22 protein-coding genes are annotated in these 23,820 nt (G+C 69.7%); 5 read left to right on the plus strand and 17 right to left on the minus strand.

The window, feature by feature from the left end; genetic code table 11:
- Nucleotides 1-122: 122 nt before the first annotated feature.
- Nucleotides 123-2,519, minus strand: a complete 2,397-nt coding sequence (locus HNQ58_RS13545; RefSeq protein WP_183948224.1) for a methyl-accepting chemotaxis protein — start codon at nucleotides 2,517-2,519, stop codon at nucleotides 123-125.
- 110 nt (nucleotides 2,520-2,629) lie between these two features.
- Nucleotides 2,630-3,022 carry a hypothetical protein gene (locus tag HNQ58_RS07145; RefSeq protein WP_221301199.1) on the minus strand — a complete coding sequence of 131 codons (393 nt, stop codon included), beginning with the start codon at nucleotides 3,020-3,022 and terminating at the stop codon, nucleotides 2,630-2,632.
- Nucleotides 3,023-3,274: 252 nt separating this feature from the next.
- Here HNQ58_RS07145 and folE point away from each other — a divergent pair, with 252 nt between their 5' ends.
- A complete protein-coding gene (folE, locus tag HNQ58_RS07150) occupies nucleotides 3,275-3,868 on the plus strand; it encodes a GTP cyclohydrolase I FolE (RefSeq protein WP_183948225.1) in 594 nt (197 codons plus the stop codon).
- Nucleotides 3,869-3,982: 114 nt separating this feature from the next.
- On the opposite strand, the gene HNQ58_RS07155 is transcribed toward folE, so the two are convergent.
- Entirely contained in the window at nucleotides 3,983-6,457 is a 2,475-nt protein-coding gene (locus tag HNQ58_RS07155; RefSeq protein WP_183948226.1) for a TonB-dependent receptor plug domain-containing protein, read from the minus strand.
- Nucleotides 6,458-6,759: 302 nt separating this feature from the next.
- Here HNQ58_RS07155 and HNQ58_RS07165 point away from each other — a divergent pair, with 302 nt between their 5' ends.
- On the plus strand, nucleotides 6,760-7,050 hold the full coding sequence (locus HNQ58_RS07165) for a YchJ family protein (RefSeq protein WP_409616474.1): 291 nt from the start codon (nucleotides 6,760-6,762) through the stop codon (nucleotides 7,048-7,050).
- Nucleotides 7,051-7,168: 118 nt separating this feature from the next.
- On the opposite strand, the gene HNQ58_RS07170 is transcribed toward HNQ58_RS07165, so the two are convergent.
- Nucleotides 7,169-7,489 carry an I78 family peptidase inhibitor gene (locus HNQ58_RS07170; protein ID WP_183948227.1) on the minus strand — a complete coding sequence of 107 codons (321 nt, stop codon included), beginning with the start codon at nucleotides 7,487-7,489 and terminating at the stop codon, nucleotides 7,169-7,171.
- 115 nt (nucleotides 7,490-7,604) lie between these two features.
- Between HNQ58_RS07170 and HNQ58_RS07175 the strand changes: the two genes are divergently transcribed.
- Nucleotides 7,605-8,363: a pyridoxine 5'-phosphate synthase gene (locus HNQ58_RS07175; RefSeq protein ID WP_183948228.1), complete on the plus strand. Its 759-nt coding sequence runs from the start codon at nucleotides 7,605-7,607 to the stop codon at nucleotides 8,361-8,363.
- Between the two features lie 81 nt (nucleotides 8,364-8,444).
- On the opposite strand, the gene HNQ58_RS07180 is transcribed toward HNQ58_RS07175, so the two are convergent.
- The 13 genes from HNQ58_RS07180 to dnaA form a co-directional block, all read right to left on the minus strand.
- The gene (locus HNQ58_RS07180) at nucleotides 8,445-8,831 is read right to left on the minus strand and encodes an ExbD/TolR family protein (protein WP_183948229.1); all 387 of its coding nucleotides are present in this window, start codon (nucleotides 8,829-8,831) and stop codon (nucleotides 8,445-8,447) included.
- A 169-nt stretch (nucleotides 8,832-9,000) separates the two neighbouring features.
- A complete protein-coding gene (locus HNQ58_RS07185; protein ID WP_246417145.1) occupies nucleotides 9,001-9,387 on the minus strand; it encodes an ExbD/TolR family protein in 387 nt (128 codons plus the stop codon).
- Nucleotides 9,388-9,447: 60 nt separating this feature from the next.
- Nucleotides 9,448-9,861, minus strand: a complete 414-nt coding sequence (locus tag HNQ58_RS07190) for an ExbD/TolR family protein (RefSeq protein WP_183948231.1) — start codon at nucleotides 9,859-9,861, stop codon at nucleotides 9,448-9,450.
- Between the two features lie 35 nt (nucleotides 9,862-9,896).
- Nucleotides 9,897-10,694 carry a MotA/TolQ/ExbB proton channel family protein gene (locus tag HNQ58_RS07195; protein WP_183948232.1) on the minus strand — a complete coding sequence of 266 codons (798 nt, stop codon included), beginning with the start codon at nucleotides 10,692-10,694 and terminating at the stop codon, nucleotides 9,897-9,899.
- A gap of 18 nt (nucleotides 10,695-10,712) precedes the next feature.
- Nucleotides 10,713-11,378, minus strand: a complete 666-nt coding sequence (locus tag HNQ58_RS07200; RefSeq protein WP_183948267.1) for an energy transducer TonB — start codon at nucleotides 11,376-11,378, stop codon at nucleotides 10,713-10,715.
- 128 nt (nucleotides 11,379-11,506) lie between these two features.
- Nucleotides 11,507-12,787: a tetratricopeptide repeat protein gene (locus HNQ58_RS07205; protein WP_183948233.1), complete on the minus strand. Its 1,281-nt coding sequence runs from the start codon at nucleotides 12,785-12,787 to the stop codon at nucleotides 11,507-11,509.
- 105 nt (nucleotides 12,788-12,892) lie between these two features.
- A complete protein-coding gene (locus HNQ58_RS07210) occupies nucleotides 12,893-13,690 on the minus strand; it encodes a M48 family metallopeptidase (RefSeq protein WP_183948234.1) in 798 nt (265 codons plus the stop codon).
- 132 nt (nucleotides 13,691-13,822) lie between these two features.
- Nucleotides 13,823-14,794: an alpha-L-glutamate ligase-like protein gene (locus HNQ58_RS07215; RefSeq protein WP_183948235.1), complete on the minus strand. Its 972-nt coding sequence runs from the start codon at nucleotides 14,792-14,794 to the stop codon at nucleotides 13,823-13,825.
- Between the two features lie 7 nt (nucleotides 14,795-14,801).
- The gene (locus tag HNQ58_RS07220) at nucleotides 14,802-16,361 is read right to left on the minus strand and encodes an inactive transglutaminase family protein (protein WP_183948236.1); all 1,560 of its coding nucleotides are present in this window, start codon (nucleotides 16,359-16,361) and stop codon (nucleotides 14,802-14,804) included.
- 254 nt (nucleotides 16,362-16,615) lie between these two features.
- Nucleotides 16,616-19,033 (minus strand): DNA topoisomerase (ATP-hydrolyzing) subunit B, encoded by a 2,418-nt coding sequence (gene gyrB, locus HNQ58_RS07225; protein WP_183948237.1) that lies wholly within the window; start codon nucleotides 19,031-19,033, stop codon nucleotides 16,616-16,618.
- A 73-nt stretch (nucleotides 19,034-19,106) separates the two neighbouring features.
- Nucleotides 19,107-20,222 (minus strand): DNA replication/repair protein RecF, encoded by a 1,116-nt coding sequence (recF, locus tag HNQ58_RS07230; protein ID WP_183948238.1) that lies wholly within the window; start codon nucleotides 20,220-20,222, stop codon nucleotides 19,107-19,109.
- Nucleotides 20,223-20,310: 88 nt separating this feature from the next.
- Nucleotides 20,311-21,411 carry a DNA polymerase III subunit beta gene (gene dnaN / locus HNQ58_RS07235; protein ID WP_183948239.1) on the minus strand — a complete coding sequence of 367 codons (1,101 nt, stop codon included), beginning with the start codon at nucleotides 21,409-21,411 and terminating at the stop codon, nucleotides 20,311-20,313.
- 211 nt (nucleotides 21,412-21,622) lie between these two features.
- Nucleotides 21,623-22,966, minus strand: a complete 1,344-nt coding sequence (gene dnaA, locus HNQ58_RS07240; protein WP_183948268.1) for a chromosomal replication initiator protein DnaA — start codon at nucleotides 22,964-22,966, stop codon at nucleotides 21,623-21,625.
- 171 nt (nucleotides 22,967-23,137) lie between these two features.
- On the opposite strand from dnaA, the gene rpmH reads away from it, so the two are divergent.
- Complete coding sequence (gene rpmH / locus HNQ58_RS07245; protein ID WP_183948240.1) at nucleotides 23,138-23,278, plus strand: 50S ribosomal protein L34; 141 nt, start codon at nucleotides 23,138-23,140, stop codon at nucleotides 23,276-23,278.
- A gap of 67 nt (nucleotides 23,279-23,345) precedes the next feature.
- Nucleotides 23,346-23,807, plus strand: a complete 462-nt coding sequence (rnpA, locus tag HNQ58_RS07250; protein ID WP_183948241.1) for a ribonuclease P protein component — start codon at nucleotides 23,346-23,348, stop codon at nucleotides 23,805-23,807.
- The last annotated feature ends 13 nt before the right edge of the window (nucleotides 23,808-23,820 follow it).

Below are 23,820 nucleotides of genomic sequence, written 5' to 3' on the forward strand. Positions count from 1 at the left end.
GCGGGGATGATGCCCGATCCGCCGTCTCAGCGGCCGAGACTCAGCGGCGCGGCCGGGGACAACGAGAAACGAGAAACGGCGGCCCGAGGCCGCCGTTTCGTCGTCGTCGCCGACCGCGCCGGTCAGAACTCCTGCCAGTGCTGGTCGTCGGCGTCGATCTTTCCGCGCGCCTTGCCGTTGCCGCCGGCCCGCAGCGGCTTGACCGCGGCGGCGGCGGGCCGCGGCGCGGCCTTCGGCCGGGCGGGCGGCGCCGGCGCGAACAGGGCATCGGCCTCGTGCTGCAGCGCCGACACCGCGTGCAGGTGCTGCTCGGACAGGCGGAAGGCGGACACCGCGCGCGCGAGGTTGGCGGCCTGCTCCTCCAGCGAGCGGGCGGCGGCGGTGGCCTCTTCCACCAGCGCGGCGTTCTGCTGGGTGACCTCGTCCATGTGGGTGACGGTCTGGTTGACCTGCTCGATGCCGGCGGCCTGCTCGTCGGAGGCGGCGGCGATCTCGGCCATGATGTCGGTGACGCGCTTCACCGAGGTCACGATCTCGGCCATCGTCTTGCCGGCCTGGTCGACCAGCAGGGTGCCGTCGGCGACCTTGTTCACCGAGTCGCCGATCAGGCCCTTGATCTCCTTGGCGGCCTCGGCCGAACGCTGCGCCAGCGAGCGGACCTCGGAGGCGACCACCGCGAAGCCGCGGCCCTGCTCGCCGGCGCGGGCGGCCTCGACCGCGGCGTTCAGCGCCAGGATGTTGGTCTGGAAGGCGATGCCGTCGATCACGCCGATGATGTCGACGATCTTCTTCGACGCGCTGTTGATCTCGTTCATCGTGGCCACGACCTCGCCGACCACGCTGCCGCCCTTGACCGCGACGTCGGAGGCGCCGATGGCGAGCTGGTTGGCCTGGCGTGCGTTCTCGGCGTTCTGCTGCACGGTGGAGGTGAGCTCCTCCATCGACGAGGCGGTCTCTTCCAGCGAGGCGGCCTGCTGCTCGGTGCGGCTGGACAGGTCGGCGTTGCCGGAGGCGATCTCGCGGGCGGCGACGTTGATCGCGTCGGTGGCCTGCTTGATGCCGCCGACGATGGCGGTGAGCTGGTCGACGGTGGCGTTGGCGTCGTCCTTCATCTGGCCGAACACACCCTGGAAGTCGGCCTCGATCTTCTGGGTGAGGTCGCCCTTGGCCAGTGCGGCGAGCACGCGCTGCACCTCGTCGATGCTGGCCTTGTTGGTGTCGAGCATGGCATTGATGCCGTCGGCGAGCTGGCGGAAGAAGCCCTGCTTGCCGTCGACCGGGATGCGTTTGTCCAGGTCACCGACCGCGGCGGCCTGGATGACCTCGGCCACCTCGCGCTCGACCGCGACCTCGGCGGTGCGGTCGCGCCACTCGACCACGAAGCCGAGGCGTTCGCCGTTGGCGTCGAGCACCGGCGAGATGGTCTGGGCGAACCAGGCGTTGCCGACCCGGATCTGTGAGCGGTGGATGCTGTCGAGCGCGTCCAGCAGCTCGGCCACGCGCTCCGGCTCGTCGTGGAACAGGTCGATGCTGCGGCCGACCAGCTTGTGCGCGTCGAAATCGGGGTAGCGCTTGCGCAGCTCGTCGGCCTGCTTGTCGAGCAGATCGACCACTGCGTGGTTGGCGTAGATCACGTTGCGCTGGATGTCGGCGATCATCACGCTGGTGCTGGACATGTCCAGCGCGTTGCGGATGCGCAGGTTCTCGGCGGCGATGCGGCGGTCGCGCTCGATCCGCTCGCGCAGGTCGCGCTGCATGGTCTGCATGGCCTGCATCAGCTCGCCGACTTCGTCCTTGCCGGCGACCACGATCTCGCCGTCGAGCTTGCCGCCGGCCACCTCGCGGGCGACGCGCACGGCGCCCTGCATGCCCTGGCTGAGCATCCGCGCGACGAACCAGGCCAAGCCCAGGCCGGCGGCGATGCCGATCAGCACCAGCACCAGGATCGAGCTGCTGGCGGCGACATAGGCCGAGTCCGCCGCCTCGGCCGCCATGTTCGCGCTGCCGGCATTGAGATCGACCAGCGAGTCGAGCTCGGCGACCAACACCTCATAGGCGTTCTGGGCATCGCCGAGGTGGAAGTCGATCGCGTCCTCCTCCAGCTCCATCTCGATCAGTTCGCGCACCGTCCTGGAGATGTCGTGGAAGGCCTTCCAGCTCTCGATCACGCGTTCGGTCAGGGCGCGCTCCTCGTCGCTGGCGACCAGCTCCAGCTGCGCGTGCTCCAGCTCGTCGATCTCGGTGGCCAACTCGTCCAGGCGCGACATCGCCTCGGCCTTGACCTCGTCGCTGGCGCGCATCAGCAGGCGGTATTCCTGGGTGCGGTAATCGCCGACCAGGGCGCGCAGCAGGGTGGCGTTGCGGACGCTGTGCATCGCCGCGGTGATCTCGTCCGCCGCCTCGTCCAGCGACGACAGGCCGCGGAACGAGGACACGCCCTGGATCAGCGACAGTGCCAGCACGAGCCCGAACGCCAGCAGCAGCTTCGGGGCGATCTTCAGGTTGCGTACCCAGTTCATCGGATCTTCCTTCGGGGGCATCGGCGGAGCGCGGCTCCGCGCAAAGCGCTTGAACGGTGCGGAAATCGACGGGCCGGCCAGTGACGCTCCGGCCCGCCGCCGGGGAAGCTTCAGTCGGCGGCCAGTGCCAGCGACGAGGGTGACGCCACCACGATCTCGGCGCGGCCGCTGGCGCGGGCGATGCGGCCGGTGGCGCACAGCACCTTGCCGGCCAGGGCCTCGGGCTCGGGCCGGAACTTGTCGCGGTCCTTGCCCCAGATCCGTACCGAGAAGGTATGCCTCGGGAAGTCGCCACCCATGTACAGGAAGGTCGGCTCGCCGCTGCTGTTCTGGGCGTGGCGGACGCTCTCGACCTTGCCACAGACGGTGCCCTCGCGGTCGACGAACTCGATCGCCTGTTCCGCCGGGATCTGGCCACGGATCGCGCTGCGCACGGCCTGGGCGTCGGCGTCGACGCTGAACGCGAGCGCCAGCACGGCCAGCAGGCAAGAGGTCTTGTACATCTCGTCATCTCCAACGGGTTCTACAGGGGGGCTCGGGAGCCGTGGTGGCGGTCGGTCCGCACACACGGGGCTCCACCTTCGCGACCGGTAGCGGCACGAAGGGGCCGAAGCTGTAGCCGATCGTTGGCTTTGTGTGACGGAGTCGAGATTTTCCCGGCCGGCCCGGGGTGTGACCGGGGGAGGGCGGCGCCTCCGGCGTCGGCCGGGATAGACTGGTGATGGCATCGCCGCCAGCCACCGGGAGCATGTCGCATGCGCCGCCACCCCAGCGAAGCCGTGACCCGCGAGGACGCCGAGGCCGCCGTCCGCACCCTGCTGCGCTGGGCCGGCGACGACCCCGACCGCGAGGGCCTGCGCGACACCCCGCGCCGGGTGGTCGAGGCCTACGCCGACTGGTTCTCCGGCTATGCCGAGGACCCGGCCGAGTACCTGCGCCTGACCTTCGAGGAAGTCGGCGGCTACGACGAGATGATCGTGCTGCGCGACATCGACTTCCAGTCGCACTGCGAGCACCACATGGCGCCGATCATCGGCCGTGTCCACGTCGGCTACCTGCCGATTCGCAAGGTGGTCGGGATCAGCAAGCTGGTGCGGGTGGTGGAGGCCTATTCCCGCCGCTTCCAGGTGCAGGAGAAGCTGACCGCCCAGATCGCCCAGTGCATCGACCAGGTGCTGGCGCCGCGCGGCGTCGGCGTGGTGATCGAGGCCAGCCACGAGTGCATGACCACCCGCGGCGTGCGCAAGCCCGGGGTGACCATGATCACCAGCGAACTGCTGGGCTCGTTCCGCGACGATGCCCGCACCCGCGCCGAGTTCCTGCGCCTGGTCGGACGCGGCGGGGTCTGAGCGCCTGCCGGTTCTCCGGGCGCGGGGCCACCGTCGAAGGCGGGCACGGTCGCGCGCATTCCCGCGGCCGCCGAGCGGACCGCTCCGCCTGCGGGCGGAGCGGTCCGGCGTCACTCAGAAGGTCCAGTCGACCCGCGCGTAGTAGAACGCGCCGTTGTAGCCGAACGGGGCGCTGGTCGAATACGGCAGGATGCCGTTGAAGGAATTGGCCGGGATCACCTCGTCGGGGTAGGCGTCGAACACGTTGTCGGCGCCCACGGTCAGCCGCAACCCGTTGCCGAAGCGGTAGCCGGCGGCCACGTCCACCACCAGCTCGCGGCCGAAGGTCTGGTCCAGGGCCGGGTCGGTGTTGTTGAAGGTGGTGTACTTGCCGTAATGGGTGGCGCCCAGGCGCAGGTCCCAGGGGCCGAGGCGGTAGTCCAGGCCCAGCACGCCCTTGCTCTTGGGGGCGCCGTCCTGGATGCGGCCGAGCTCGGCGCGGCCGATCCGCTGCAGGCCGGGGTCGACCTGCCGCAGGCTGGCCGGATTGGGCGCCAGCCGGGTCACCTCGGTGTCGTTCCAGTTCCAGGCCAGGGTCAGGCCCAGCTCGCCGGCGCCGAGCGCGTACTGGCCGCTGGCGACCAGGTCCACGCCGCGGGTGCGGGTGTCGGCGGCGTTGGTGAAGTAGCGGCCGCCGCTGGCGTTGGGAAAGCCGTTGGCGACCAGGAACTGCCGCACCGGCGTGCCGACCAGGTTCTCCGACAGCAGGATGCGGTCGTCGATGTCGATCCGGTAGGCATCGATGGTCAGCGTCCAGCGGTAGCCGAGCGCGGCGCTCAGGCCGAGGCTGAGGCTGCTCGACTTCTCCGCCTTGAGCGGTTCGGCACCGAGCAGCTGCGCCACCGGATCGGTGACCGGAAAGGTGCGCACCTCGAACGGCTGCAGCACGCCGCCGATGTTGATGAAGGTGGTCGCGGTGGTCGAGTAGTACTGCTGGGCCAGCGAGGGCGCACGGAAGCCGGTGCTGGCGGTGCCGCGCAGCGCCAGCGCGTCGGTCAGCGCGTAGCGGCCGGACAGCTTGCCCGAGGTGGTGCTGCCGAAGTCGCTGTAGTCCTCGTGGCGTACCGCCGCGCCGAAGGCGAGGCGATCGCTCAGGTCGCCCTCGAGATCCAGGTACACCGACCAGGCGTCGCGGCTGACGTCCACCTGGTCGGACGGACGGAAGCCGGGGAAGACCTGGGCGCCGCCGGGCACGGTCGGCGTGGCCGGGTTGAAGAAGTAGCTCTCCGGCTGGCCGGCGCGGATGCGGAACTCGTCCTGGCGGTACTCCAGGCCGACGGCCAGGTTGAGCGGATAGGCCAGGCCGCCGACCTCCAAGCCGCGGCCGAGATCGAGGTTGAACGCGGTCAGGTCGTTGGTCAGGCTGCCGGCGTAGAAACGGGTCGGACTGGCCGCGCCGAGCGCGGTGTTCACGCTGTTGGCGACGTGGAAGGCGAAGTCGTTGCCGCCGGTGGTGAGGCTTGCATCCCAGCGCCACCCGCCCGCGGCGGTGCCGCGCACGCCGCCGGCCAGGCTGCGGTCCTGGCTGTCGGAGACGATCAGCGGCAGAAAGCCGTCGGGATGGATCGCCGGCACGTTGCGCGGGTCGAGCGGGCGGCGGAAGAAGCCGGCCGACTCGCCGTCACGCTGGCCATAGCTGCCGAAGGCGTAGAACTCGACGTCGTCCCCCAGCGCTGCGCCGCCATTGAAGAACACGATCCGGTCCTGGACGTCGGCGTCGCCCTGGCGGTGGTTGAGGCGGTTGATCGTGGCTTCGCGCGGATCGGGCTGGCCGTCGATCAGCGGGTACTGCTGGCGCGGATCGGGCCGGGAGCGGTTGGTGAAGCCGCGGTCGCGGTACTCGGCGGTCACGGTCAGGTGGCCGGCGCCCATGTCCAGGCTGGTGCTGGCGGCGACCTGGACCAGCTCGCCATCGCCGGCCTTGTGCTCGCCGTAGCGGGCATCCAGGCTGCCGCCCTCGCGCCCGCTCCTGAGCACGATGTTGATCACGCCGGCGATGGCATCGGAGCCGTACAGCGCCGAGGCGCCGTCGCGCAGCACCTCGATGCGCTCGATCGCCGCCACCGGGATGGTGTTCAGATCCACCGGCGAGGAGCCGCGGCCGATGGTGCCGTTGACGTTGACGATCGCGGTGGTGTGGCGGCGCTTGCCGTTGACCAGCACCAGCACCTGGTCCGGGGCCAGGCCGCGCAACTGGGCCGGGCGCACGTGGTCGGTGCCGTCGGTGATCGACGGGCGCGGGAAATTGAACGAAGGCACCAGCCGCGCCAGCGCGGCGTTGATCTCGGGCGAGGCCTGCGCCTGCAGGGTCTCGACCGGGATCAGGTCGATCGGCGACAGCGATTCGGCGACGGTGCGGTCCAGCGCGCGGGTGCCGGTGACGACGACCGCGTCGAGGGCGCGGGCCTGGTCGCGTTCGGCCTCCTCCTCGGCGACGGCTTGCGCCTGGGCGCCCCCGGCCAGCAGGGCCAGGGCGATCGCGGACAGCAGCGGGCGCCGGCGCAAGGCGTCGGCGGCGGAAGGTGATGTGGCGGCGTGCTTGTCGTTCATGGTCGATCCTTTGGGGGGTCCCGCGATCGACGCGACGCACGCTGGCCCGGCCGTCCCGCACGGGCAGCGCCGTCGCGGGTCTCGGGGAGGGTCAGGGGGAGGTTTCTGGGGGCGCCTGACTCAGCAGCACCGGGTCCGCACGGACGCAGACATGCCACCGCAACAACAGGTGATGGACGCGTGAAGACGGGCGGCGATACGGGTCATGGCCGGCCGAGTATGCCGGCAGACGCCGCACCGCTGTCAACCCGGCATCGCACGGACGGGTAGACTGCGCGGTGTCGTTCCCGCGCTGTCCCGGCATGCCCGCCTTCTGCCCCTGCGGCTCCGGCCGCCCGTACGCCGACTGCTGCGGCCGCCGGCATGCCGGCGAGGCCGCACCCGGCGCCGCGGCGCAGATGCGCTCGCGCTGCAGCGCCTACGCGCTGGAACTGCGCAATGACCTGCTGACCACCTGGCATCCGGACACGCGTCCGGCCGCGCTCGCACTCGAGGCTCCGCCGGGCGCGCGCACTACCAGGCTCGGACTGCAGGTGAAGCGGCAGGTCGTCACCGGCCCGGATCGCGCCGAGGTCGAGTTCATCGCCCGCTGACGCGGCGGCGGCAGGGCGCAGGGCTGCACGAGCGCAGCCGCTTCCGCCGCGAGCGCGGGCGCTGGTTCCACCTCGACGGCGACAGCCGCTGAGGCGCGCCTGGAGAGTCCGCAAGCCCTCAGCCGCAGCGCAACGCCACCACCACGCCCTCTTCGTCCAGTTCGGCGTTGAGCCGGGCGTGATGGTATTCCAGCGTCACCGCCTGTCCCGGCCGCAGGTAGCGGGCCAGGTCGGCGCCGGCGTCGAAGCGCAGGCGTTCGAGCAGTTCCTCGCTGGCCGTTTCGCCGATCCCCCACTGCGCGCGCTCGGCATCGCAGCCGGCTTCCGGCAGGGCGGCTTCGCTCTCGACCGTCGACGGCCCGGTCGGTGCGGCGGCCTGGTCGCAGGCCGCCGCCAGCACGGTGAGCAGCAGCACGGCAAGAACACGGACGGCAGGCATCGCGGGTCTCCCGGGGGGGGGTCGGATCGCTCCGGATTATCCCGGATTCCGCCGTCGGGCGTGCCCGGGCGGGCGCCCTACCCGCCGTGCGCCCGCTCGCGTAGGCTTGCGCCGCATGACCCTGCTCAGCGTCAACCTCAACAAGATCGCCGTCCTGCGCAATTCGCGCGGCGGCCATGCTCCCGCTCCGGTCGCGGCGGTGGACACCGTGATCGCCGCCGGCGCCGGCGGCATCACCGTGCATCCCCGCCCCGACCGCCGGCATGTCACGCCGGAGGACGTCCTGGCGTTGGCCGCGGCCATCGCCGGCCGGGTCGAGTACAACCTGGAAGGCAACCCGTTCGCGCCGCCGCGCGAAGGCTACCCCGGCTTTCTCGCCCTGTGCGCCGCGGCGCGGCCGACCCAGGCCACGCTGGTGCCGGACAGCGACGGCCAGATCACCTCCGACCACGGCTTCGATCTGCGCCGCGATGCCGCCCGGCTGCGGCCGGTGGTGGCCGAGCTCAAGGCCCTGGGCTGCCGGGTCAGCCTCTTCGTCGATGCCGGCGTCGAGGGCCTGGAAGAAGCCGCCGCGATCGGCGCCGACCGCATCGAGATCTACACCGGCCCCTACGCCCAGGCGCATGCCGCCGGCGTGCCGGAGCGCGAGCTCGCCCGCTGTGCGCGCACCGCCGAGCAGGCACGCGCGCTCGGCCTCGGGGTCAATGCCGGGCACGACCTCAGCCAGGCCAACCTCGGCGACTTCCTCCGCGCCGTGCCGCAGGTCGGCGAAGTCTCGATCGGCCACGCACTGATCGGCGAGGCGCTGTACGCCGGCCTGGACGCTACCGTGCGCGCCTACCTCGCCATCATCGCCGCCGCCTCGCACGGCTGAGCGCGGACAGCCGCGCACCCTCGCGCGCCCGTTCGGTCGCGGACGAAAGGCGGCGGACGCGCCGCATGGGCAGCCTGCCGTCTACTCCACGTCGATCGCGGTCAAGCCGGCATTGCGCGCTGCGGCGAGGGCGAAGCTGAGCGTCTGGTATTCGCTGTCGTGGTCGGTGGCCAGCTGCAGGCGGGCGTCCGGGGCGCGGCCCACGACTTGGCGCAGGCGCTCCTGCAGTGCGGACGGCGGCAGCGGCGCGCCGTCCAGCCAGTATGTGTCGGCCGCGATCCGCAGGCGCAGCACCGTGTCGGGCGGTGGCGACGTCTCGATGCTGCGGTACGGCAGCTCGAGCGGGATGCGCTGGATCGCCAGTGGCGCGCTGACCATGAAGATGATCAGCAACACCAGCAGCACGTCGATCAGGGGCACGATGTTGATTTCGGCCCGCGGGGTATCACCGGTCGAGCGGAAAGCCATGACGCGTCTCCGTGGCGGTGGACGCCTCCTTCTTACGCCGGCTCGGCCAAGCCGGCAAGCCTGGCCGGCGGCGACGGTGCCCTTTGCCCGCTACGTGAGGCGGCGAGACCAAAACGAAAAACGCCGCCCGAAGGCGGCGTTTTCGCGGTCTGCGAGGCTGCGCGCAGGACTAGCGCAGGGTCTCGACGAAACCGATCTTCTCCATGCCGGCGTTCTTGGCGATCGCCAGCACCTCGGCCAGCACCTGGTACTGGGCGTCGGGGTTGGTCTCGATCTCCAGGGTCGGCTGCGGCCGGTCGTTGTACTGGGCCTCATTGACCACGGCGATGAAGTCGTTGGTCAGCTGGCGCATCAGCACCGGCACACCGTCCTTGAAGATCTCGCCGTTGGCGTCGATGCGCAGGGCGATCGGCGGCGGCGGATCCTTCGGCTGCTCAGGCTGCGCACGGCTGGCCTGGGGCAGGTCGATCTGGATCTGGTAGGACACGGCCGGCACGGTGACCATGAAGATGATCAACAGTACCAGGAGCACGTCGATCAGCGGCACGACGTTCATGTCGCACTTGGCGCCGGCTCCCTGTTGCGATGAAAAGGCCATGCGATGCTGCTCCGGATATCAGCTGGAAGGAGTGGCCACGAAGCCGATCTTGCGGATGCCGACATCCTTGGCGGTCTTCATCACGCCCTGGACGATCGCATAGCGGGTCGTCTTGTCGGCGCGGATGTCGACCTGGGGCTGCGGCGTCTTCTGCGCTTCCACGGCGAGCTGCGTCTCCAGCAGCTCGCGCGTGACCGGCTGGTCGTTCCAGAAGATCTCGCCGGTCTCCTTGATGGACAGCGTGATGATCTGGGGTGGCACCTCCGGCCGCTGTTGCAGCGCCGCCTCCGGCAGCACGATCTGGACCTTGTGGTTCATCAGCGGGGCCGTGACCATGAAGATGATCAGCAGCACCAGCATGACGTCCACGAGCGGGACGACGTTGGGTTCGGTGAACCCGCCGCCTTCGCCTTCGTTGGCGCTGAATGCCATGGGGTGTCTCCGTCAGCCTGCTGTCTCGAACCGGCTCAGCGCTTGACCGCCGCGGCCGCATCGCCGACGCGGGAACCGGTGGCGAAGAAGTCGTGCAGGTCGTGCGCGAACGAGTCGAAGCGGGTGTTGATGACGCGGTTCTGGCGGGTGAAGGCGTTGTAGGCGATCACCGCCGGAATCGCGACGGCCAGACCGATCGCGGTCATGATCAGCGCGGCGCCGACCGGGCCGGCCACGGCGTCGATCGAGGCCGAGCCGCTGACGCTGATGCCGATCAGCGCGTGGTAGATCTTCCACACGGTGCCGAGCAGGCCGACGAACGGAGCGGTCGAGCCGACCGTCGCCAGCAGGGTCAGGCCGTTCTCGAGCTTGGAACTCTCGCGGGTGACCGCCTGGCGCAGGGCGCGATCGATGAACTCGGAGCGGTTCAGGGCCTCGACCAGGCGCGAGCCTTCATGCTTCTGGTGGTGCGAGGCGGCCTCGGCGGCATCGAGCGCGATCTTGGAGAACGGCTCGTCCTTCGGCTGCTCCTCCATGAACTTGATCGCGTCCTGGGCATTGGTGGTCTGCCAGAAGGTGGCGATCACCTTGTCCGCGCGGGCCTTGATCTTGGCGTTGCGGATCCAGTTGACGATCGTGTAGTACCAGGCGGCCAGCGACTGGACGATCAGCACGATCAGGATGAAGGCGGCGACGTTCTGCTCGCCCGCCAGCATCTCGCCGATCATGTGGTCGAAGCCGAACTGCTCGGCGCCGGCGACGCCCGTCTCCAGACCCTGGATCGGCTGGTTGGCGGCCTGGGCGGCCGCGGTGTTGGTGGTGTCCTGCAGCATAACGCGTACCTTTGGTGATTAAGCTTCGTCAAGTCGGAAGTTGATCGGGACCAACACCCAGCCCTGGACCGGCTGGCCGTTGCGGATGCCCGGGTTGAATTTCCACTGCCGCACCGCATCCATGGCGGCACGGTCGAGGAGGCGTGAACGGCTCGATTTCTCGACTTCGATCTGGATCGGATCGCCGTTCGTATCCACCAGAACGCGGAGGATCACCTCACCCTGCTCGCGGTTGCGAAGTGCCTGCGGCGGATAGCGCGGCGGGCGTATCCGGCGGTAGGTCTGGTCCTCGCTCGGCCCGTAGTCCTGCGGGGGGGCCGGCGGCGCCGGCGGCGCCGGCGGCGGCGCCTCGACCGCCATCGGCGAGGCGTCCTCGAACACCACCGGCGGCTCCGGCGGCGGCGGCTGCGGTACCGGCTGCGGGCGTTCGACCACCTTCGGCGGCGGACGCTTGGGCGGCTCCGGCGGCGGGGGCGGGGGCGGCGGCGGCGGCGGCGGCGGCTCGATGAAGGTGACCTGGACGATGTCTTCCTTCTCCTCCGCCGGGGCCGACTTGGATACCGGGGCGAGCAGGAACAGGCCGGTCGCGATGTGCAGCGCCGTGGCCACCGAGATGCCGGCGACGCGGATCCAGCTGAACTGGTCCGGTTGCTCGCTTTCGATTTTGTATTTGATGTCCGTCATGCGGGAATGACTGCGTTGCTTCCGCCGCGGCACCCACCGTCACCGCGGCAGGCGGCGGAAGGGGCCGGTGAATGCGGGAATCTCCTAGCTTATAACAAGCAGGCGTGAAAAAAACGTTCTGCGGTCGGTCAGCGCCGGCGCACCTGCCTCAGCCACCGCTCGGCCTGCTCCTTGGTTTCCGGGTACTTGGCGGCCTGCTCGAAGGCAGCGATGCCGGCGGCGCGGTTGTCCAGGCCGTAGAACTCGGTGTTGCCGAGGATGATCCAGGCGTCGCCGGGCCGGCGCAGGCCCTTCTGCAGGGCCTCGTTGGCGGCCTGCTTGGCCTCGGCGTAGCGCTCGACCTCGTACAGCACGCGGGCGAGGTTCAGGGCGGTGTCACCGGTGGTGGCGTACTTGGCCGCTTCGCGATAGGCCTCGATGGCCTCCTGCGGACGGTCGGCGAAGTAATAGGCCTGGGCCATCACCGTGTAGGGCTCGGCCGAAGGCCGCAGGATGCCCTTGTCCAGCCCCTCGCGGATCACCGCCACCGCCTGCATGTCCTTGCCTTCCATGTTGGCGTAAATGCGGTACAGCTGCTGGTACTCGCGCTCCTGGGTGAACAGGCCGCGCGCGCGCATGTCCTCCAGCACGGCAGCGGCCTTGTCCAGCATGTCGGCCTGGACATAGATGCTGGACAGGTTGAGCAGCAGCGCCTTGTCGTCCGGATTGGCTTGTGCCAGACCCTCGGCGATGCGTGCCGCCTGCTGCGGCTGGTCCATTTCGAAGTAGCTGGCCATCAGCAGCTGCGACCAGCTGGATGGCGGCGCCTCGTGCGCCTGGATGGCCTGCTGCAGGAGCTGCGCCGCCTCGGGGTAGCGCTCGAGCCGGTACAGGATGTTGCCCTTGAGGGCCAGATGTTCCGGCTTGCGGCTGCCGGACTCGTTCAGGAAGCGGTCGATGGTGACCAGCGCATCGGCGTACAGCTCCTCCGACAGCTGCAGCTGGGCCACCTGCAGCATGGTCTGGAAATGGTGGTTGTTCGGCAGCCCGTCGGCGTCGACGGCGCGCTGCAGATACTCGATCGCGCGTGGGTAGTCGTCCTTTTCGATGTAGGCGGCACCGACATACTGCAGCGCCAGTGCACGCTCGAAGTCGTTGGCACGGCTGTCCTCGGCCAGCTCCAGGCCCAGGGCGATCACCCGGTCGAAGTTTTCCTTGTCACGCTCTTTGACGAGCGCGGTGAGGGTCTTGCCGCCGCGCTGCGAGGCCCGGTTGGGTTTGTCCGGGCGCTGGGCATCGGGGAACAGCACCTCGGTCGCCTGCGCTGAGCGGGCGGAGCGACGGTCACGCTGGGCATCGGCCGCGGGGGCCGTGAGCAGGCCGACGGCGAGCGCGATCAGCGCAACCCTGGTGATGGAGATCAACTTCATCGTGGACACCTCTGGGGTCGACGCCGGCCGTAGGCCTGGGCGACGTGGGGAACTGTCAAGAGTACTCGTAACTAGTGCAAACGCTCAAGTGAGCAAACCGGGAGCTCATCCACACTTCGGATCGCGCCCTGCGGCCCGTGCCCGCTGGTATACGGGAGCCAGTTCCGGCGCCCGCTCGGCCAGCCGCTGCACGCGGTTGCCCGGGTCGGGGTGGGTGGACAGCAGTTGCGGCGGACGACCGGCGTTGCCGAGCGCCTGCATGTTGCGCCACAGGGTCACGGCGGCGGCCGGGTCGAAGCCGGCGCGCGCCATCAGTTCCTGGCCGTAGACGTCGGCCTCGCGTTCCTGTTCGCGCGAGAACGGCAACAGCACGCCGACCTGCACACCGGCGCCGAGCAGGCCCATCAGGGTGCGGGTGCTTTCCGGCGAGCCGCGCGTCCCGGCGTAGGCGCCGACCACCGACACCCCGGTTTCGGCCAGCGCACTGCGCGAGACACGCTCGTTGGCGTGGCGGAACACCACGTGGCCGACCTCATGTCCCAGCACCGCCGCCAGCTGGTGCTGGTCGGTGGCGACGCGGAGCATGCCGGTGTTGACGCCGATCTTGCCGCCCGGGAGGGCGAAGGCGTTGGGAGTGGCGTCCTCGAACAATTGGGTTTCCCAGGGCAGCCGCTGCCATTCGGCCGGCAAGGCGCGCACCAGATGGTCGGTCACGCAGCGCACATAGGCCTGCTGCCGGGCGTCGCCCGCCAGCTTGTCCTTGGCCTTCATCTGTTCGAAAGCGGCGATACCCATCTGCTGCATCTGGCTGTCGGATACCAGCAGCAGCTGGCTGCGACCGCTCGGCGCGGTCGCGCAGGCGACGGTGAACAGGGCGATGGCGAGGACGCTCAGTGCGCGCATGGGCAGGGCCTCGGTTCGGGGGATGGGTCGGTTCTACGCCTGCGGAGATTAACCCGCGGTCAACGCCGCGACCGCGTCGGCGATCCCGCCGGGCGCGCCGGAACGTTCGCCCGCACGCCGGGGCGACGATGTTCAGCCCAGGGTCGGGAAGTTCGCGCGGGCGAAGGCGACCCGTTCGGCCGGGTCGCCCGACAGCTGCCCGGCCGCCTTGAGCGCCTCGACCTTTTGCAGGCGGCCCAGCAGGCCGTTGCCGTTGGCGATCTGGATCGACAGGCCGGGGCGGGCGTTGAGCTCGAGGATCAGCGGCCCCTTGTTGCGGTCGAGCACGAAGTCGACGCCGACATAGCCCAGCCCGGACAGCTCGTAGCAGCGCGCGGCCATCTCCAGCAGCCGGTCCCAGTGCGGGATCTCCAGGCCGACGATGCTGTGCTCGGTGTCCGGATGCTCGCGGATGATTTCGGTGCCCCAGACGCCGCGTTTGGTCTTGCCGCTGGGGATGTCGATGCCGACGCCGATCGCGCCCTGGTGCAGGTTTGCCTTGCCGTCCGACAACCGGGTCGGCAGGCGGATCATCGCCATCACCGGGTAGCCGAGAAAGACGATGATGCGCACGTCCGGCACGCCCTTGAAACTGACCTGGTCGAAAATCGGATCGAACTGCACGCAGTATTCGACGATCAGGTGGTCGGGCTGGCCGCCCAGCGAGAACAGCCCGGACAGGCCGTTCGAGAGGTGGTGCTCGAATTCCTCGCGGCTCATCAGGTGGCCGTTGGCGCGGCGGTACTTGTCGCCGCGGCGGCCGACGATGACCAGGATGCCGTCGCCGCCGGAACCGTGCGCCGGCTTGACCACGAACTGTTCGCGCTCTTTCAGCCTGTCGTGCAGCTCGGCGATCTCGTGCTCCTCGCGCACCACCGCGTACAGGTCGGGTACCGGCAGGCCGGCGGCGATCGCCAGCTTCTTGGTCAGCAGCTTGTCGTCCACCCGCGGATAGAACTTGCGCGGGTTGTACATCAGCACGTAGTCGGCGTTGCGCTGGCCGATGCCCATCAGCCCGATCCGGCGCAGGCGCCGGGCGACGGTGAAGGGATTGAACAGGCCCATGGCGATATCAACCCTTGCCCGGCGGCGGCACGATCGGGTCGGCCTCGCGCGCCAGGGCGCGGAAGCGCAGCAGCTCGCTCAGCCGGTAGCCGGAATAGCGGCCCAGCACCAGTGACAGCGCGAACAGGATCAGCAGGAACTCCGGGAACACGAACAGCAGGTGTTCCAGCGGATCCCAATTCATCACCAGATAGGCCAGCGCCGCGACCACCAGCGAACCGATGCCCTCCTTGATCGCCGAACCGCCGCCGCGCTCTTCCCAGGCCACCGACATGCGCTCGATGGTCATGGCCATGATCACCATCGGAAACAGCGCCACCGACAGGCCGACCTCGATGTTGAGCTGGTTGGCGAGCACGCTCACGGCGGCCATCAGCAGCACCACCACGGTCAGCACCGCGGTCAGCCGCGGCACCAGCAGCAGCCGCAGGCGCTCCAGGTAGAAACGCACCAGCAGGCCGGCACCGACCACCAGCACGAACAGCACGATGCCGGCGACCAGGCCGGTGTCGCGGAAGGCCAGCGCGATCAGCACCGGCATGAAGGTGCCGAAGGTCTTGACGCCGACCAGGTTGCGCAGCACCAGCATGATGAAGGCACCGACCGGCACCATCAGCAGCACCTTGTAGACCTCCTGGGTCTGCAGCGGCAGGCTGAGCAGCGAATACTTCACCAGGTTGGCGTTCTGCACCTCCAGCCGGCGCTCGGCCACCGCCATGGCGTCGGCGAGGTTGCGGCTGACGCTGAACTCGACGCTGGCGCGCGGGTTGCCGTCGACCACCAGGATCGGCCGTTCGCTCGCGGTCCACAGGAACAGGTCGCGCGGGAAGCCTTCGGCTGCGGTGCGCGGGTCGATGGTGACCCAGGCGGTACCGGTCCACACCACCAGCCAGGGCTGCAGCGCGGTGCGGCCGTCCTCGCTGCCCAGACGCAGACCGTGGATCACCCGCGCCGGGATGTTGCGCACCGCCAGCAACTGGGCCAGGAAGCGCGCCTGCGCCTCCGGCGTGACATGGTCCTCGGCGAGGATCGCGACCTCGGGGCTGGCCGGCACTTCGTTGAAACGCCGCACCAGTTCGCGCGCGTAGGTGACGATGTCGGCCGACTGGTCGCGCACCTGGTCGAGCAGGGTCTGGGCCGCGGTGGCCTTCGGTCCGTCCAGCACCGGCGCCTCCGCCAGCCGCGGCTCGAAGGCGAACTGGACCGGGCCGCGCGGCTCGGCGCGCACCACGGTGGCGCGGTAGTACAGCACCTGGTTGCCGACAGCGCGACGGATCGCCCACTGCACTTCGCGTCCGTCGGGGTGCGATTCTTCCAGCCGGGAGTAATTGCGGGCGACGAACTTTTCGTCGATCACCGCGAAGCCGGGCGTCTCCGCCGGCACCTGCAGCGCGACGGTGTTCGGTCCACGCCGCGGCTGGTATTCGATCCGCGCCTGCAGGGTCCAGACCTCGACGTCCGCCGCCGGCTGCAGCGGAAACTGCAGCACCTTCCACTTGTAGACGATGGCGGACAGCGCAACGCTCGCGATCGCGAGCGCCAGCAGGTACAGGTGCGTCTTCTTCATGGAATGTCCGGGCGTCCCGCTCGGGTCAGGTCGTGGCGCTCCCCGCGCCGCGGCACCCCAGTATACGTTGCGCGATACGTTGCGCGCCGCGCGGCCTGTGCTGCCGGGGATTCAGCGACAACGCGTGCGAACGCGGCACGGACACGCCGGTCTTGGCCTGGTCCCGTTGCCCGCACCCCGCCGCCGCCCGCCTCGGGCGGCCGGCCTGCGACCGGTCCGATGAACGCGCGCCTGCGCGCCGACCGCCTTCCCGCTCAGACGTCGAGGTTGGAGACCTTCAGCGCGTTGTCCTCGATGAAGGCGCGACGCGGCTCCACGATGTCACCCATCAGGGTGGAGAAGATCTGGTCGGCGGCGACCGCGTCCTCGATCCGCACCTTGAGCAGCCGGCGGGTCTCCGGGTTGACCGTGGTTTCCCAGAGCTGCTCGGGATTCATCTCGCCCAGGCCCTTGAAGCGCTGGATGGTGCGGCCCTTCTTGGCCTCCTCGAGCAACCAGGCCTGCGCCTCGCGGAAGCTGCTCACCGGCTGGCGCTTGCCGCCGCGGGCCACGCTGGCGCCGGGCTGGATCAGGCCGTGCAGCTCGGCGGCGATCTGCGCCAGCGGCAACAGCTCGCCGGACTCGAACAGTCCGGCCGGCAGGGTCTGCACGCTGCTCAGGCCATGGTGCCGTTTTTCCACCACCAGCGCGCCGGCGTGCCCGTCGTCGCCCGCCTGCACACGGATGCTGTAGCGCGGCCGGCCCAGGCCGGTGGCGTTGACCGCGGCCTCCAGCCGGGCGACGAGCGCGGCCAGGGCGTCGGCGTCGCGGAAGGCGGCATTGCCCAGCGGCGGCAGCTCCACCAGCGCCTCGAGCAAGGCACTGTCATAGCGATGGGCGACGCGGGCGATGGCCTCCTGGGCCGCGGCATAGCCGAGCATGAGCTTCTCCAGTGCCGGGCCGGAAATCGCCGGCTGGCCCTCGCCCGGCACCAGCTCGGCACCCTCGACCGCATTGTTGACCAGGTACTGGTTCAGCGCCGCGTCGTCCTTGAGGTACAGCTCGGTCTTGCCCTGCTTGACCTTGTACAGCGGCGGCAGGCCGATATAGATGTGGCCGCGCTCGATCAGCTCCGGCATCTGCCGGTAGAAGAAGGTCAGCAACAGGGTGCGGATGTGCGAGCCGTCCACGTCCGCGTCGGTCATGATGATGATGCGGTGGTAACGCAGCTTGTCCGGGTTGTATTCGTCCTTGCCGATGCCGCAGCCGAGCGCGGTGATCAGGGTGCCGACCTCGGCCGAGGCCAGCATGCGGTCGAAGCGGGCGCGCTCGACGTTGAGGATCTTGCCCTTGAGCGGCAGGATCGCCTGGGTCCTGCGGTTGCGGCCCTGCTTGGCCGAGCCGCCAGCGGAGTCGCCCTCGACGATGAACAGCTCGGACAGGGCCGGATCCTTTTCCTGGCAGTCGGCCAGCTTGCCGGGCAGGCCGGCGATGTCCAGCGCGCCCTTGCGCCGGGTCAGCTCGCGGGCCTTGCGGGCGGCCTCGCGGGCGCGGGCGGCGTCGACCACCTTCTCGGCGATGGCACGCGCCTCGTTGGGGTGCTCTTCCAGGAACGATGTCAGCTTTTCGCCGACGATCGCTTCAACTACCGGCTTTACCTCTGAAGATACGAGCTTTTCCTTGGTCTGGCTGGAGAAGCTCGGATCCGGCACCTTGACGGAGAGCACGGCGATCATGCCCTCACGCATGTCGTCGCCGGCCAGCGTGACCTTGGCGTTCCTGGCCAGGCCGTTGGCCTCGATGTAGTTCGACAGCGTGCGGGTCAGCGCGGCGCGGAAGCCGGCCAGGTGGGTGCCGCCGTCCTTCTGCGGAATGTTGTTGGTGAAGCAGAACATCGTTTCCTGGTAGGCGTCGGTCCACTGCAGCGCCACCTCCACGGAAATGCCGTTGAGCTCACCGCTGACCGCGATCACGTTCGGATGCAGCGGGGTCTTGAGCTGGGCCAGGTGCTCGACGAAGGAACGGATGCCACCCTCGTACTGGAACAGGTCGCGCTTGCCGTCGCCGCGTTCGTCGATCAGCTCGATCTTGACGCCCGAGTTCAGGAACGACAGCTCGCGCAGGCGCTTGGCGAGGATGTCGTAGTGGAATTCGACGTCGCTGAAGATCTCGGCGCTGGGCTTGAAGCGGATCTGGGTGCCGCGCCGGCTGGCCGGGCCCACCGCCTTGAGCGGATACAGCGGCTCGCCGAGTGCATATTCCTGCTGGTGGTGCTGGCCATCGCGCCAGATGTCCAGCCACAACCGCTCCGACAGCGCATTGACCACCGACACGCCGACGCCGTGCAGGCCGCCGGAGACCTTGTAGCTGTTGTCGTCGAACTTGCCGCCGGCGTGCAGCACGGTGAGGATGACCTCGGCCGCCGAGCGCCCTTCCTCCTTGTGGATGTCGACCGGGATGCCGCGGCCGTTGTCCAGCACCGAGACCGAACCGTCCTTGTGCAGGGTGACCACCACATGGTCGCAGTAGCCGGCCAGGGCCTCGTCGATGGAGTTGTCGACCACCTCGAACACCATGTGGTGCAGGCCGGTGCCGTCATGGACATCGCCGATGTACATGCCCGGCCGCTTGCGGACGGCTTCGAGGCCGCGCAGGACGGTGATCCGGCTGGAATCGTAGGTCTGTTCAGTCATGGCTGGCTGCTTTTCCGGGCTACGGCCGCGTCCCGCGGGAGGGCGGCGCGGACCGGGGGTCACAAGCGGTCGATTATAGCGCGCCCCCCACCTGCGCCGGCGGTCGCGGGAACACCCGGCGCTGTTCCACGTGGAACCACTGGGCCGGGGCGTCGAGCGCACGCAGGGCGGGCGGAGGGTCGGTTCCGGTCAGCAGGACCTGGGCACCCGAGGACAGCAGCACGCGCAGCACCTGCTCCTGGTGCGGCCGGTCCAGCTCCGAGGCGAGATCATCGAGGCAGATGACCGGCCACTCGCCACGCGCACGGGCGAACTCGCGCGCCTGGGCCAGGACGCAGGCCAGCGCGGTCAGTTTTTCCTGCCCGCGCGACAGGCTTTCCCGGCCCGGCAGCCCGGCGTACCGCACCTGCCAGTCGGCCCGCTGCGGCCCGACCGTGGTGTGACCGAGCAGCAGGTCGCGCTCGCGGGACAGGACCAGGGCATCGTGCAGGGGCAGCTCCTCCCGGCGCCAGCCGGGGTGGAAGCCGAGGTCGGCGGTGCCGAGCTCGGGCAGGAACTCGTCCGCCGTCTCCACCAGCGCCGGCCGCAAGCAGTCGAGGAACCCCAGCCGCAACCGGGTCAGCTGTTCGCCGGCCTCACCCAGTTCGCGGTCCCAGGGTTCCAGCGCGGCCGGGACCGGACCCGACTTGAGCAGGGCGTTGCGCTGCTTCAACGCCCGCGCGAAGCGGCGCCAGACCGGCAGGAAAGTCGGTTCCACGTGGAACAAGGCCCAGTCGAGGAACCGCCGCCGGTGCTCGGCCCCACCGGCGATGAGCTCATGACTGCCCGGCTCGAAGGTCACCACGGCGAAGGCGGCACACAGATCGGCCAGGGTGGCGACGGCCTCGCCGTCCAGCCGCGCAGCCCAGTGCCGGCCGGCGTGCTGCAACCCGGCGCGATGCAGGCGGCCGTCGTTGCCCCCGCGCCATTCGGCGTAGACCTGCAGATCGGCGGCACCACTGCGGATCAGCCCGTCGCGCACCCGGCCGCGGAAGCTGCGGCCGTAGCCGAGCAGATGCACGGCCTCCAGCACACTGGTCTTGCCGGCGCCGTTGGCGCCGGTGAAAAGAACCACCCCGGCCTCCAACGCCTCCAGCGCCACTTCGTCAAAACAGCGCAGGCGGGCGAATTGCAACCGGGTCAGGTGCATCGGCGGACGGGTTGCCGCACCCCGGAAACGCAACCGCCCGATCGGGATCGGGCGGCGCGGTCGACGGTCTGGTGCGGACGGTTGCGCATCAGAGCCGCAGCGGCATGACCACGTGGCGCGAGCGGTCGTTGCTGGCCTCGCGCACCAGGGCGCTGGAGTTGGCGTCGCGCAGGTTGATCATCACCCGCTCCTCGCGCAGCGCGGCCAGGGCTTCGAGCAGGTAGGTGACATTGAAGCCGATCGCCATGCCGTCGATGGCGGTGTCGGCCTCGACTTCCTCCTGCGCCTCCTCCTGCTCCGGGTTGTGGGCGACGATCCGCAGCAGGCCCGGCGAGACCTCCAGCTTGACGCCACGGTACTTCTCGTTCGACAGGATCGCGGCGCGCTGCAGCGCGGCCCGCAGCGCCTCGCGGTCGACCAGCACGGTCTTGTCGGCGCCGATCGGGATCACCGCGTCGTAGTCCGGGAAGCGGCCGTCGATCAGCTTGGAGGTGAACGTGAACTCGTCCCGCTTGACCCGCAGGTGGTTGCGCCCGACCTCCAGTTCCAGCTCGCGGTCGCCGCCCTCCAGCAACCGTTGCAATTCCAGCACGCCCTTGCGCGGCAGGATGATCTGCTTGCGGGTCTGCGCGCCGGCCGGCAGGTCGGCCTCGCACAGCGCCAGCCGGTGGCCGTCGGTGGCCACGCAGCGCAAGGCGTTCTCGCGCAGGTCGAGCAGCAGGCCGTTGAGGTAGTAGCGCACGTCCTGCTGCGCCATGGCGAACGCGGTCCGCTCGATCAGCTCCTTCAGTGCGGCCTCCGGTACCCGGATCCGTTCGACCAGTTCCAGGTCCTCGACCGCGGGGAACTCGTTGGCCGGCAGCGTGGCCAATGTGAACCGGCTGCGCCCGGCCTGCACGGTGACCTTGTCGGCGCCCTGGCTGAGCGTGACCCGGCTGCCGTCGGGCAGCGCGCGGACGATCTCGAACAGCTTTCGGGCCGGGATGGTGGTCTCGCCGGGTTGCGCATCCTCGACTTCGGCGCGGGCGACCATTTCGACTTCCAGGTCGGTACCGGTCATCGACAGGCGCGAACCTTCGACGTTGACCAGGAGGTTGGCCAGCACCGGCAGCGTCTGTCGGCGTTCGACCACGTTGGCGACCTGCTGCAGCGGCTTGAGAAGGACTTCGCGCGGGAGGCTGAAACGCATGCGTGGACCCCTAATCCCGATGTTGGATATTTGTATCCGGTGGTGGTGATGGTGGTCGCGAAACCCACCGGACAACTCGCCTAAGTTTTTGTTTCTGATTGTTTTTATGGAAGGGCAAAGCGTGTGGAGCAGGCCCTGCCGGCTTGGGGAAGACCTGTGGATAAATCGGTGGCCTGCGCGGCGTCCCCAACTTGTCCACAGCTCGTCCCGGTCACTCTGTGAGTTTGCGGATCAGCTTGTCCCAGTCCTCGCGCAGCTTGCCGTCGGCTTCCAGCAGTTCACGCACCACCCGGCAGGCATGCAGCACCGTGGTGTGGTCGCGTCCGGCGAAGGCATCCCCGATCTCCGGCAGGCTGTGCTCGGTGAGTTCCTTGGCCAGCGCCATCGCCATCTGCCGCGGCCGCGCCAGCGAGCGCGTGCGCCGCTTGGAGAGCAGGTCCGCCACCCGCAGCTGGTAGTAGTCTGCCACGGTCTTCTGGATGTTGGAGATGCTTATCGCCTGCTGCTGCGCGCGCAGCAGGTCGCGCAGCGTCTCCTGGGCGAACTCGGCGGTGATCGCCCGGCCGGTGAAGTTGGCGCGGGCGGCCAGCGTGTTGAGCGCGCCTTCCAGGTCGCGCACGTTCGAGCGCATCCGCTTGGCCAGCAGGTAACCGACCTCCTCGGGCAGGGCGATGCCGCGTTCGGCGGCCTTGGAGATCACGATCGCCGCGCGCGTCTCGAAGTCCGGCGGCTCGATCGCCACGCTCAGACCCCAGGCCAGGCGCGATTTCAGCCGCGGCTCCAGGTTCTCCACCTCGCGCGGGTAGCGGTCGCAGGTCAGGATGATCTGCTGCTTGCCGTCGAACAGCGCATTGAAGGTGTGGAAGAACTCCTCCTGGGTGCGGTCCTTGCCGGCGAAGAACTGGATGTCGTCGATCAGCAGCGCGTCCACCGAGTGGAACTGCCGCTTGAACTGGTCCATCGCCTTTTCCTGCAGCGCCTTCATCATGGCGCTGAAGAACTGCTCCGAACGCAGGTACAGCACCTTCATGCCCGGGTTGTTGGCGCGCATCTGGTTGCCGGCGGCGAACATCAGGTGGGTCTTGCCCAGCCCGGTGCCGCCATACAGCAGCAGCGGGTTGTGTGCACGGTCGCCTGGCTTGTGCGCCGCCTGCCAGGCGGCGGCGCGGCCGAGCTGGTTGCTGCGGCCCTCGACGAAGTTGTCGAAGGTGTAGTGCGGATCGAGGTTGCCGTTGAACGGCTCGGCCGCGGCGCGCGCGGACGCCGTGATGCCGCCGTTGCCGTTACTGGCGGCGGCCGCAGCCGGCGCGGCGCGGCGCAGCGCGCCCACTTCCAGCGTCACCGGCAGGGCGGCGCCGGCGAAATGGGCGATCAGTTCGCGGATGCGCGCCAGGTAGCGGCTGCGCACCGTTTCGATCACGAAGGCGTTCGGCGCGTACAGGGTGAGCCCGTCGGCCTGGGCGTCGGCCTGCAACGGCTTGAGCCAGGTGTGCACCTCTTCGGCCGGCAGTTCGGCTTCCAGGCGTTCGAGGCAGCGGGGCCAGGCGGAGTCGATGGACACGAGGTGATCGTCCGCGGCGTCGAGGCGCGCCGCGATGGCTCGGCAAGATGGCCCCGCAGTCTAACCGTCGCCCCGCACGGCTGCCAATGCCGTCTTGCTTGCGTCGTGCCTGGGTGGCCGCTATGATTTGCGGTCTTTTCCGCCAAAAACCGACAGAGTGCCGCCATGGCCACCAAGCGCACCTACCAGCCCAGCAATCTCAAGCGCAAGCGCGACCACGGCTTCCGCGCCCGCATGAAGACCGCCGACGGCCGCAAGATCCTGGCCCGCCGCCGCGCCCGCGGCCGCAAGCGCCTGGCGGTCTGATCCGATCCGCATTCCGCCGGCGGCGAACGCCGCCGGCGCGGATCCCGGCGGCGCGAGCCCACCGCGCATGATCGAAACCGATCCCGCCGCGCCGACGTTCTCCTTTCCGCGCAGCGCCCGTCTGCGCCAGCCGTCCGAGTTCCAGGCCGCCTTCGCCGAAGGCCGCCGCCTACACGGCACCTGTTTCCGCCTCCATGTCCGCCCGCACCCCGCGGGCCGGGCGCGGCTCGGCGTGTCCGTGTCGCGGCGGGTCGACCTGCGCGCGGTGGTGCGCAACCGCATCAAGCGGCTGGCGCGCGAGGTGTTCCGCCATGCCGCCCCCGGACTGGCACCGGGCGATTACGTGCTGGTGGCCAAGCGCGAGGCGGCGGCGGCGCTGCGCGCCGGCAACGCCGCCGCGGTTCGCGAGGAGCTGCGGCGGCTGTTCGCGCGCTGCCCGTCGTTGAAGCCTGGCGAGGCGGGCGGCACAATGCCGGCCTCGACGCCGGATGCCGCCGACGCGCTGGCGCCCCCCTCCTCCGACTCCTGATCGCGGCGCGCGC

Source organism: Rehaibacterium terrae, assembly GCF_014202935.1.
Lineage (GTDB): Bacteria > Pseudomonadota > Gammaproteobacteria > Xanthomonadales > Xanthomonadaceae > Rehaibacterium > Rehaibacterium terrae.

Bases quoted from the DNA above. Each gene is read 5' to 3' on its own strand.
- HNQ58_RS13545 (WP_183948224.1), bottom strand. From the start codon at position 2,519: ATGAACTGGGTACGCAACCTGAAGATCGCCCCGAAGCTGCTGCTGGCG.
- HNQ58_RS07145 (WP_221301199.1), bottom strand. From the start codon at position 3,022: ATGTACAAGACCTCTTGCCTGCTGGCCGTGCTGGCGCTCGCGTTCAGC.
- folE (WP_183948225.1), top strand. From the start codon at position 3,275: ATGCGCCGCCACCCCAGCGAAGCCGTGACCCGCGAGGACGCCGAGGCC.
- HNQ58_RS07155 (WP_183948226.1), bottom strand. From the start codon at position 6,457: ATGAACGACAAGCACGCCGCCACATCACCTTCCGCCGCCGACGCCTTG.
- HNQ58_RS07165 (WP_409616474.1), top strand. From the start codon at position 6,760: ATGCCCGCCTTCTGCCCCTGCGGCTCCGGCCGCCCGTACGCCGACTGC.
- HNQ58_RS07170 (WP_183948227.1), bottom strand. From the start codon at position 7,489: ATGCCTGCCGTCCGTGTTCTTGCCGTGCTGCTGCTCACCGTGCTGGCG.
- HNQ58_RS07175 (WP_183948228.1), top strand. From the start codon at position 7,605: ATGACCCTGCTCAGCGTCAACCTCAACAAGATCGCCGTCCTGCGCAAT.
- HNQ58_RS07180 (WP_183948229.1), bottom strand. From the start codon at position 8,831: ATGGCTTTCCGCTCGACCGGTGATACCCCGCGGGCCGAAATCAACATC.
- HNQ58_RS07185 (WP_246417145.1), bottom strand. From the start codon at position 9,387: ATGAACGTCGTGCCGCTGATCGACGTGCTCCTGGTACTGTTGATCATC.
- HNQ58_RS07190 (WP_183948231.1), bottom strand. From the start codon at position 9,861: ATGGCATTCAGCGCCAACGAAGGCGAAGGCGGCGGGTTCACCGAACCC.
- HNQ58_RS07195 (WP_183948232.1), bottom strand. From the start codon at position 10,694: ATGCTGCAGGACACCACCAACACCGCGGCCGCCCAGGCCGCCAACCAG.
- HNQ58_RS07200 (WP_183948267.1), bottom strand. From the start codon at position 11,378: ATGACGGACATCAAATACAAAATCGAAAGCGAGCAACCGGACCAGTTC.
- HNQ58_RS07205 (WP_183948233.1), bottom strand. From the start codon at position 12,787: ATGAAGTTGATCTCCATCACCAGGGTTGCGCTGATCGCGCTCGCCGTC.
- HNQ58_RS07210 (WP_183948234.1), bottom strand. From the start codon at position 13,690: ATGCGCGCACTGAGCGTCCTCGCCATCGCCCTGTTCACCGTCGCCTGC.
- HNQ58_RS07215 (WP_183948235.1), bottom strand. From the start codon at position 14,794: ATGGGCCTGTTCAATCCCTTCACCGTCGCCCGGCGCCTGCGCCGGATC.
- HNQ58_RS07220 (WP_183948236.1), bottom strand. From the start codon at position 16,361: ATGAAGAAGACGCACCTGTACCTGCTGGCGCTCGCGATCGCGAGCGTT.
- gyrB (WP_183948237.1), bottom strand. From the start codon at position 19,033: ATGACTGAACAGACCTACGATTCCAGCCGGATCACCGTCCTGCGCGGC.
- recF (WP_183948238.1), bottom strand. From the start codon at position 20,222: ATGCACCTGACCCGGTTGCAATTCGCCCGCCTGCGCTGTTTTGACGAA.
- dnaN (WP_183948239.1), bottom strand. From the start codon at position 21,411: ATGCGTTTCAGCCTCCCGCGCGAAGTCCTTCTCAAGCCGCTGCAGCAG.
- rpmH (WP_183948240.1), top strand. From the start codon at position 23,138: ATGGCCACCAAGCGCACCTACCAGCCCAGCAATCTCAAGCGCAAGCGC.
- rnpA (WP_183948241.1), top strand. From the start codon at position 23,346: ATGATCGAAACCGATCCCGCCGCGCCGACGTTCTCCTTTCCGCGCAGC.